This window comes from uncultured Pseudoalteromonas sp. (genome assembly GCF_963922945.1).
Classification (GTDB): Bacteria; Pseudomonadota; Gammaproteobacteria; order Enterobacterales; family Alteromonadaceae; genus Pseudoalteromonas.
This window is the reverse complement of record NZ_CAWUKC010000114.1, coordinates 1-9,464: the sequence shown is the minus strand read 5'-3', so window position 1 is coordinate 9,464 and position 9,464 is coordinate 1. Positions and strand designations below refer to the sequence as shown.

The 9,464-nt window shown below is 41.6% G+C and carries 7 protein-coding genes; 3 read left to right on the top strand and 4 right to left on the bottom strand.

Going from position 1 to position 9,464, the window contains the following annotated elements; all coding sequences use genetic code 11:
* Positions 1–1,017 (bottom strand): site-2 protease family protein, encoded by a 1,017-nt coding sequence (locus tag AABI99_RS16790; RefSeq protein WP_338367241.1) that lies wholly within the window; start codon positions 1,015–1,017, stop codon positions 1–3.
* Between the two features lie 183 nt (positions 1,018–1,200).
* Between AABI99_RS16790 and AABI99_RS16785 the strand changes: the two genes are divergently transcribed.
* Positions 1,201–2,418: an EAL domain-containing response regulator gene (locus AABI99_RS16785; protein WP_338367240.1), complete on the top strand. Its 1,218-nt coding sequence runs from the start codon at positions 1,201–1,203 to the stop codon at positions 2,416–2,418.
* A gap of 18 nt (positions 2,419–2,436) precedes the next feature.
* Here AABI99_RS16785 and AABI99_RS16780 read toward each other — a convergent pair whose 3' ends face one another.
* A complete protein-coding gene (locus AABI99_RS16780) occupies positions 2,437–3,513 on the bottom strand; it encodes a hemolysin family protein (protein WP_338367238.1) in 1,077 nt (358 codons plus the stop codon).
* 84 nt (positions 3,514–3,597) lie between these two features.
* Between AABI99_RS16780 and AABI99_RS16775 the strand changes: the two genes are divergently transcribed.
* Positions 3,598–6,093: a S9 family peptidase gene (locus tag AABI99_RS16775; RefSeq protein ID WP_338367236.1), complete on the top strand. Its 2,496-nt coding sequence runs from the start codon at positions 3,598–3,600 to the stop codon at positions 6,091–6,093.
* 177 nt (positions 6,094–6,270) lie between these two features.
* On the top strand, positions 6,271–6,975 hold the full coding sequence (locus AABI99_RS16770; RefSeq protein WP_338367235.1) for a response regulator transcription factor: 705 nt from the start codon (positions 6,271–6,273) through the stop codon (positions 6,973–6,975).
* 77 nt (positions 6,976–7,052) lie between these two features.
* Here the strand turns inward: AABI99_RS16770 and AABI99_RS16765 are convergent, their stop codons facing one another.
* Positions 7,053–8,561 (bottom strand): YifB family Mg chelatase-like AAA ATPase, encoded by a 1,509-nt coding sequence (locus AABI99_RS16765; RefSeq protein ID WP_338367234.1) that lies wholly within the window; start codon positions 8,559–8,561, stop codon positions 7,053–7,055.
* 33 nt (positions 8,562–8,594) lie between these two features.
* Positions 8,595–9,209, bottom strand: a complete 615-nt coding sequence (locus AABI99_RS16760; RefSeq protein WP_338367233.1) for a trimeric intracellular cation channel family protein — start codon at positions 9,207–9,209, stop codon at positions 8,595–8,597.
* Positions 9,210–9,464 lie beyond the last annotated feature (255 nt).

Here is a 9,464-nt window from a genome sequence, read left to right as displayed (position 1 = left end):
TTAGCTCGATAAAATCGTCATCGGCAGGCTCAATATTGGATTTTCTGAATCGGCAAAGTGCATCATCACTGCTACATGCCCTGCAACTACAATAGCGTACATAACCGCTGAAAAGCCTTGGCCGTATTTATCAAGCGGCAATAAATGCGAGTAATGGCGGCCACGCCATTCAAATACAATTTCTAGCGCCCCAACAAACAAAAAGAACACCAGTAACATTAAACCAAAGGTGTAACTTAGCCATAAGCCAAATAACACACCGAGTAAGCACACACTTAAACCAACCCAAGAGCGCATTGAAAAGCTAATACTTTTTAATACATGCCCGCCATCAAGCGGTAAAATAGGCAGTAAATTGAATAAATTAAGCAGTGCACTAAGCACCGCAACACCGGCAAATATATCCATTTCTGTGGCGTAATATAAAACCACACCCAACACTGAGGTGAATAAGCCAAATGCCGGACCCATGAGGGATATAACCACATCTTGCCAGCGCGTTGTTATTTTATCGTCGCTTACAGCAAGCCCGCCTACAAAGGGAATAAGGTAAATACCTTTAGTTTTTATGCCAAAGTATTTCATGGCTCTTACGTGCCCATATTCATGCACTACTAAACAGGCAATTAGCATTAATGCGAATTCAATACTAAAAAGCCACGCATAGCCGGCAACCGATGCACTCGCTAAAGCAACCTTAATTACTTTTGCACTTTTAAATAATTTAAAGCCCAATGCCGCTAGCCCTAAAAAGCCTTTTTTGGGTGTGTTATTTACTGGTGCAGGTAAAGCAAGCTGAGTAGCAAATACATCATCAACAAACAACGAAAGTGATTGCTCCTGAATCTGCGAGCTATCTATACCTATTCGCTGGTTGTTTAAGGCAAACTCAACATAATTATCCTTCGAATTTTCAAATGTTATTGCTTGTTGATTATGGAATATTTGTACTATTTTTTGCCCGCTTACCATTAACGTTAATGGCTGCTTTGCGAGCATAAGTTCGATTTTTATCATGACTAAAACCAATTAAAACAATGGCGCTAGTATACCGTTGAAATTAAAAAACACGAATTACGTAAAAGTTATATAACAAACGCGTTGTAGGTATAAAAAAATAATAAAAAACTAAGCTGACAAAAGGCTGAACAGGCACTATTTTTACAGTACTAATATACTAAGCAGTTACAAGGATAGAGCATGTCGATTTCGGAACCCAATATTTTAGTTGTAGATGACTCTAAGGCGATTTTAATTGTGATGGAGGCCATTTTAAATGAGTTAGGAGTCTCGAATAAAGTCACAAAATGTCTGAGTGCTCAGCAAGCGTTAACTCATGTAACAGACGATATAAACTTTTACGATATTGTATTTACCGACTTAAATATGCCTGAAATGGATGGCATGGAGTTCATCAGAAAGCTAGGCGAGCTCAACTTTAAAGGTGCAGTTGTTATAATTTCTGAAATGGATCATAAGGTTATTAATTTGGCTGCAAATTTAGCGCGTCATAGTAATATTCATTTAGTCGCAAATTTAGCTAAGCCTGTACAACTTAGCCATGTAAAAACTGTTTTACAAAAGGCACAGTATTTAGCCGTACACAACGATCACTCCTATACCTGCATCTCTGAAGAGGACTTGCAGGAGGCGATAAAGCTAAACGAAATAACGCCTTACTATCAACCAAAAATAAATTCTCAAACCAGTGAAATTGAAAGTATTGAAGTGTTAGCGCGGATAGTTAAAACGCACACAGACGAAATCATAACGCCTAACCGCTTTATTTCATTATCGGAGCAATGCGGTTTAATTAATCAAATTACCTTTAGTTTATTTGAACAAGCCACCAGCGACTTAAAAACTATACGAACACGCATTGCTGCACACCTAAAACTGGCTTTTAACCTATCGCCTACACAACTGGATGACTTAAGCTGCCCCAACAAGCTGATGCTTATTTTACAGCTCAATGAGCTCTCACCAAGTGATATTATTTTAGAAATTACCGAGCAGCATGCGCTGTCTAGCCTTTCTCAGCTAGAAACGCTAAACAGGTTAAGAATGCATGGCTTTGGTATATCACTTGATGACTTTGGTGTGGGCTTTACTAATATGAACCAGCTTAAACGCCTGCCTTTTACTGAAATAAAAATTGACCGCACACTTATTAGTAATATTGAAACAGATCAATTTTCGCAAGTGGTCGTCAGCTCATTGGTTGATATTGCTAGCCAAGAGCAATTAGCCTTGGTGGCTGAGGGCGTGGAGCGCGCTGAAGAGTCACTGTACTTAAAAAATTATCGCACCAATTTAGCGATGCAGGGATTTTTATTTACCCGCCCCAAGCCCAAAGACGATTTTATTGAGTGGGCACTAAACTGGGTCAATAGCACTGGGGGCAAAATTAAACGCTAATACACGACCCTGAAGCAATTACTTATTGTCTCGGGGCATGTCGTCATCTTCACTTACTATATGCTCACTGCTTGCTAAACGCTGACGCCAACGCTGCTTGGCAACCATGCGCATATTAGTAGACTGGTCGCGCTCATCAACAATTTCAAGCCCCATAAGGGCTTCTATCATATCCTCTAGGGTTACAATACCTTGCACATCACCGTACTCATCAACAATTAAACATATGTGAGTGCGCTGTTTAAGCAAGGTTTGTAGTAACGACGACACATTATGCCCTTCTGGCACTGTGTGAATAGGCTTAACTAATTTACTAATTTTATAGTCGGTGCCAAGGCGGTGATAGGCCAGCATAATATCGTTTTTATGCACAAAGCCAATAATATCATCGGCGTCTTTATCAAATACAAGCACTCGCGAAAACGATGACGAACCATGCTCACTCATATACTGATCGACGGTTAAACCTTTGTGCACCTTGTACAGTACGGTGCGTGGGGTCATTAAATCGCAAAGTTTAGCATGCCTAAAATGCAGTAAATTACGAATAATTTCAGACTCATCTTGGTGAATAGCTCCCGACTCAGTGCCAATATCTGCCATGGCTTCTATTTCTTGGCGAATATAAAAAGCCTCATCGTGCTTGGCGCCCATTAAATTAGTGAGCTTTTGAGCAAACCACACAAATGGCTTTAGCAAAACGACCAAAAAGCGTAAAGAGTATGTGACGCTGGGTGTTAAGGCACGCCAGTAATTGGCCCCTAAGGTTTTTGGAATAATTTCTGAAAGTACTAATACTAAAAGTGTCATTATGGCAGAAGCAATGCCGACCGCAGCATCTGAAAAAACCACCGCGGCTTGCGCGCCTACCCCTGCAGCACCTGCAGTGTGTGCAACCGTATTTAGCGTTAAAATTGCAGCAAGAGGTTGATCTACATTATTTTTTAGCTTTTCGAGTTGTTTAGCAAGTTCAGGTTGGTTTTTACGCAATAGCGCCACATAACTTGGCGAAATACTTAACAGCACCGCCTCCATTACAGAGCACAAAAAAGAAATAGTAATGGCAGCAACCATGTACACAATTAGTAAAGTCACTTTTTCTCCGATGAGTTGAACATATGGGCATGGTATCAATACATGCTATATTTGGCCAAATAACTAACAATAATAGGCACAAATATGAGAATTAGCTCACCTTGGACCACAAAAAATAGATTATTAAAACAGGCCGCAAAGCTTTTTGCTTTGAGCAGTATAAGCATGACAGCAATAGCAGCCCCGCTTGATAAATCAAATATTGAGTTTATTGGCCCACTTGGCGAAAACATGCAAGTTAAACCGTTTCAAACGCCACACGGTCAAACTATTATTAATAACGTTTTAGGGCCCTTGCAACGTAGTACCGACAGCGTGTCTGTATTTGGTAAAAAGTACAGCTGGCAGCCGTTTAATAAAGTTAACGCACTGACTTTAGGTGGCCTACAAGCACTTAAGTTCAACATTGAAACAAACCGCTTTAGCCAAGGTACGTTAACCTTAAAGGGAGTAGAAAACGCTCAGCTGTTTATCGATGCCAAGCTTCAAAAAGGTGAAGACCACAGTTACGCTTTATCATTAACAAACGGTACTCATCAAGTGATTGTAGTAACGCAACAGGTTGCCAACTGGAACAACGTTTCTCTCGACTTTGAGCCAAAATCCGACACTGACAAAATTACAATTAATACTTCTTCAAGCAAGCGCCTTTCAGCCCAGCAGCTTTTTGATGCACCGACCATTAGTGGGCTTTCTTTAGCGCCCGATGCTAAGCAATACGTTACTAGTACACGCAGCTATTCTAACCAAACGGCTAACCAAGCAAGCGTAGTAACTGAGCTTAAAAATAACCAAAATCAAACCTTGTATCGCTTTGAAGGCCAACAGCCAAGCAATATAGCGTGGAGTCCCAACAACCAATTTTTAGTTTATATGTTAGGCAATGAGCTAAAACAGCTAAACCGTAAAAACCTCAGCATTAAAACCTTAGCCGAAGGGCTAGAAGGCGCGAGTAACTTTCATTTTTATGAAAATAACAGCCTTATTTTTAGCTGGTCTAAAACCCCCGAAAATAGCAATAGCCTGACTAAGCACTACAAAGGCCTGCAAGATAGATGGTCATACGCACGCAACGTAAGCCAACTTTATATGCTAGATACACACAGCGGCTTAATTAAAGCGCTTAGCCAAGGGCCAATTTCGCATAGTTTAGAAGATGTAAATCTCAATCGTGGTAAAGTATTAATGAGTCGCCAAGCAATGTTAATGCAAGCAACCACACACCCTGAAACCGAACTGCTAGAGCTTGATTTACAATCAAATAAAATAACCTCTTTTGGTAAATTTAAAACCTTCAACCATGCAAAATACGTCAATAAAGATGTATATGTTGTCGCAGGCCCCGATTTTAAAAATGGCGCAGGCCGTGCGCTTCCAAAGGAGATGTTAGCTAATAATTACGATGGCCAATTGTATCTACTTAGCGATAAAGGTAAAAACGTTAAGGCACTGAGTAAGCAGTTTGACCCCGCTATAGGCGAGTTACATGTACTTGATAATGGCGATGCGCTTATAAAAGTAACCGAGCTAGATACCCAGCCTTTGTATTTATATGACTTGAGTAAACAACGCTTTAAAAAGCTTAATACGGGGTTTGATATCGTTGAAAAATTTAGCTTCTCGCACGAGAGAAACCCTCGCGTACTACTAAGTGGCACCACTGCATCTACTCCGCAGCAGCTCAAACGCTTAAATATTAGTAAAAACAAAACAGATTTAATTTGGGATTCTAAGCCGCTTGCCTACGCGAATACACAAATTCCAACCCTTGAAGAGTTTAATTTTACAAATAAAGACGGCGTAGAAATAACAGGGCGAGTCTACCTACCTACTAATTTAGATAAAACTAAAAAGCACCCTGCACTTGTATATTACTACGGCGGCACTTCACCGGTTACACGTGGATTTACAGGGCGTTATCCATTTAATCTGTGGGCAGAAAATGGCTATGTTGTTTATGTATTACAACCCACAGGAGCGACAGGCTTTGGGCAAAAGTTCTCTGCACAGCACGTAAATGCATGGGGTGACTATACCGCTGACGATATAATGCAAGGTACCCAAGCATTTTTGAAAAAATACGATTTTGTTGATAGCAACAAAGTGGGTAATTTAGGCGCCTCATACGGCGGCTTTATGACCATGCTACTTGCCACAAAAACTGACATGTTTAGTGCATCCATTGCCCACGCGGGTATATCAAACTTAACCTCCTATTGGGGCGAAGGTTGGTGGGGTTACTTATACTCAGGCGAAGCCTCTAAAAATAGCTTTCCGTGGAATAACGCTAAGCTGTACAGCGATCATAGCCCTGTGTTTCATGCCGATAAAGTAACAACGCCATTGCTGCTTTTACATGGCGATAGCGATACTAATGTGCCAGTAGGCGAAAGCTTAACCATGTACACCGCCTTAAAGCTTTTAAATAAAGACGTGGAGCTTATTGAATACAAAGGGGCTGACCATCAGATATTTGCCCGTGATAAACGCTTTGACTGGTGGGACACCATGCTTGCTTATTTTGATAAACAACTCAAAGGCGAACCACAATGGTGGGACGCTATGTACTCAAATAAGTAACGCACCGCTGAGCATATTTTTTACTCGCTGTGCAGAGCTCAAATATATAAGTAGGCGCTTTATGTAGCGCCTTTTATATTTGAAATATAAAGTTACCGAAAAGTTACATCCCCCCCTTCTCAGCATTAAACGATTGGTGCTAACATACAGTGCTATAAATATACAAAAATAAGTCCTATGGCAATTAACGTTTTATTGGTTGAAGATGACGAACTACTCGTTAAACGCATCCAAAATCACTTTACAGACACCGAATTCTCGATAGAAATAGACTCCACAGGTGCTGATGCTCTAAACATAGTTAGGCAACGCGCAAACCTGCGCAATGCTATTTCTCTTGCCATTATTGATATTGTATTACCCAAGCGTGATGGATTGCAGCTCGCAAAAGAGCTCAACACTTTGACCGATATTGGCGTCATTGTGTTATCTAGCCGCGACTCACAAGCCGATCGTATTGCAGGGCTTGCCCAAGGCGCCGATGATTATATTTGCAAGCCTGTTGACTTATTAGAGCTTGAGCTACGCATGCGCGCACTTTACAAACGCATTGTAAATAATCAAGATGATGACGAAAGCGAAGAATTTATAGAATACGCCGACTTTAAACTTCACCCCGACAACCGTACATTAATTACCTCATCGGGTATTGAGTCGCGCTTAACCGAAGCCGAGCACAAAGTACTAATTTGTTTAATTAGCAACGCAGGCAAAGCCACCTCACGTGAGAAAATATCAGAAGAAATAGGCCAGCCTGATTGGAGCCCAAATGACCGCACTGTGGATGTTTTGATTGGCCGTTTACGTAAAAAGCTATACGATGAAAAAGATCAAAAACGTATTGTAACCGTACGTGGCAAAGGCTATATGCTGTCAATTTAGCGCATTAAAATTTTTAACATAGTAAAAATACGCCGAGCTTATCACCTTACAATGGTTCAGCATTATTGCGGTTTGTATTATTTAGTTAACTGCGCTAGCAACCGCTCGAATGCGCGGTAATTTAGCGCCTCTTTTAGCTCTTCTAAACTAATGTGTTCTGCGCCTTTTAAATCACTAATCGTACGCGCCACTTTAATGACCCTATGGTACGAACGTGGCGATAACGACAATTTTTCGCTGGCTCGTGCTAAAAACTGCAACTCAGCAGGCGCAAGCTCACAATAAATATTCATTTCTTTGTTATTTAAACGGGCGTTAACCTTACCTTGGCGTTTTAACTGTATATGGTATGCCGCTTCAACCCTCTGCCTAACTTGAGCACTGCTTTCTTCAGGCTGAGTACTTTGCAGCTCAACACTGGTTAAACGTGGCAGCTCAATTTGCAAATCGATACGATCGATAAACGGGCCTGACACGCGAGATAAATAACGCATAACTTGGTCAGGCGTTGCTCGCTTATCATTATGGCACCCGGTAGGACTTGGGTTGAGTGCGGCTATTAGCTGAAACTGCGCCGGAAACTCCATTTGCCTTGCAGCACGAGAGATGACCACAGAGCCGGTTTCCATAGGTTCACGTAGTGAATCAAGCACTTTACGTTCAAATTCCGGAAGCTCGTCTAAAAACAACACCCCGTTATGCGCAAGTGAAATCTCACCCGGTTTTGGGTTAGAAGAGCCACCGACTAAAGCAACTGCCGAGCAAGTGTGGTGTGGGTTTCGAAACGGCCGCTGGCGCCAGTTATTTAAATCAATTGATTGACCAATAATAGAATACAGCGCAGCGGTAGATATAGCTTCATCGTCAGACATGGTAGGCATAATGGTCGCCATTCGCTGAGCAAGCATAGATTTACCCGTACCAGGTGGGCCTAAAAAAAGTAGATTATGACCTCCAGCTGCGGCTATTTCTAGTACACGCTTGGCACCGGGTTGGCCTTTAACATCACTTAAATCGAGTAAAAAGTCGGGAGACTGGGCGCAATCTGGGTATTCAATATTCAAAGGCAAGGGCTGCTGATTTAGTAAATCGCCCCACACTTCTTGCAGCGAATTAACCGCTTTGCGTTTAACACCATTGACTAAACTCGCTAGGCTGTCGTTCGCAAAAGGTAAAAAACAGCAGCGATCTTGCTCTTTTGCAGCAAGTACAGAGGGCAAAATGGCATTTACACCTCGCACCTCACCATTAAGCGCAAGCTCACCGTAAAACTCGTATTTATGTATATCAGGACAGGCTACTTGCCCCGAGGCCACTAAAATACCTACCGCTATGGCTAAGTCAAAACGCCCGCCATCTTTAGGTAAATCGGCAGGGGCTAAATTTACGGTGATCCGCTGATCAGGGAAGCCAAATTGTGAGTTTTCGAGGGCGCTACGCACCCTATCTTTTGATTCTTTAACTGAGGCCTCAGGAAGCCCTACAATATGAAAAGCTGGCAAACCATTACCTAGGTGTACCTCTACAATAACCTCGGGGGCGTTTATACCCACTTGGGCACGAGAATAAATGCGAGCTAGCGACATTCCTTATCCTAATTAATGGTTTAATTAATTAGTTTAGTCAGAATATTTAAAAACGTGTACTGTGATTTGCCATTTAATAGCAGTAATACGAAGCAATAAGGTGGTTAGCATTGCCATTACCATAGCAAGTTCGGTCGCGAGCGCAAAGTGAATCCCCAGTGTATAAACTACACCGCCAGCAATACAGGTAATAGCGTATAACTCGCCTTTTAGCAGCATAGGAATTTCGCGGGCAAGCACATCTCGGAGCATGCCACCAAAGCAACCGGTAATGACTCCCATAATAATCGCAGTCATATTTGGCATACCGGCTAGTAATGCTTTTTGGGTGCCCATTACCGCAAAGAATGCTAAACCAAATGCATCGGCAATTTGTAATGTGTAATGCGGAATCGACTTTTGCTTATTAATAAGCCGTGTGGTTATAAATACAGCGGCTAATATGGCATAAAAAAAGCTTTGGTCGTGTAGCCAAAATACTGGCACATCTAATATTAGATCACGAACCGTACCGCCACCAATGGCTGTCACCGCTGCTAATACCACCACACCGAAGCCATCCATCTTCTTTTCATGCGCTACCAGAGTACCTGTAACAGCAAATACAGCAATGCCAATTAAATCAAACCAGTGATAGAGCTCAGTCATGTTTAACAACCCAAAATTATTTGTGTCGTTTTAACACAAACACTACAAAGTTTTAAGTAATAACACCTTTTTACAGAAGTTTATAATATTTATAAAATATTGCTTAGGAAGGTACCAATTTATGTGGGAGGTCTATTCAAAGGCGGGAATTAATTTTAGGCATAAAAAAACACTCATATAGAGTGTCGATTCATTCTAACTTTTTATTTCAGTGGTTGCGGGAGCCGGATTTGAACCGACGACCTTTGCTGGCTA

Coding starts and splice junctions, on each gene's coding strand:
- AABI99_RS16790 (WP_338367241.1), bottom strand. CDS start 1,017: ATGATAAAAATCGAACTTATGCTCGCAAAGCAGCCATTAACGTTAATG.
- AABI99_RS16785 (WP_338367240.1), top strand. CDS start 1,201: ATGTCGATTTCGGAACCCAATATTTTAGTTGTAGATGACTCTAAGGCG.
- AABI99_RS16775 (WP_338367236.1), top strand. CDS start 3,598: ATGAGAATTAGCTCACCTTGGACCACAAAAAATAGATTATTAAAACAG.
- AABI99_RS16770 (WP_338367235.1), top strand. CDS start 6,271: ATGGCAATTAACGTTTTATTGGTTGAAGATGACGAACTACTCGTTAAA.
- AABI99_RS16765 (WP_338367234.1), bottom strand. CDS start 8,561: ATGTCGCTAGCTCGCATTTATTCTCGTGCCCAAGTGGGTATAAACGCC.
- AABI99_RS16760 (WP_338367233.1), bottom strand. CDS start 9,209: ATGACTGAGCTCTATCACTGGTTTGATTTAATTGGCATTGCTGTATTT.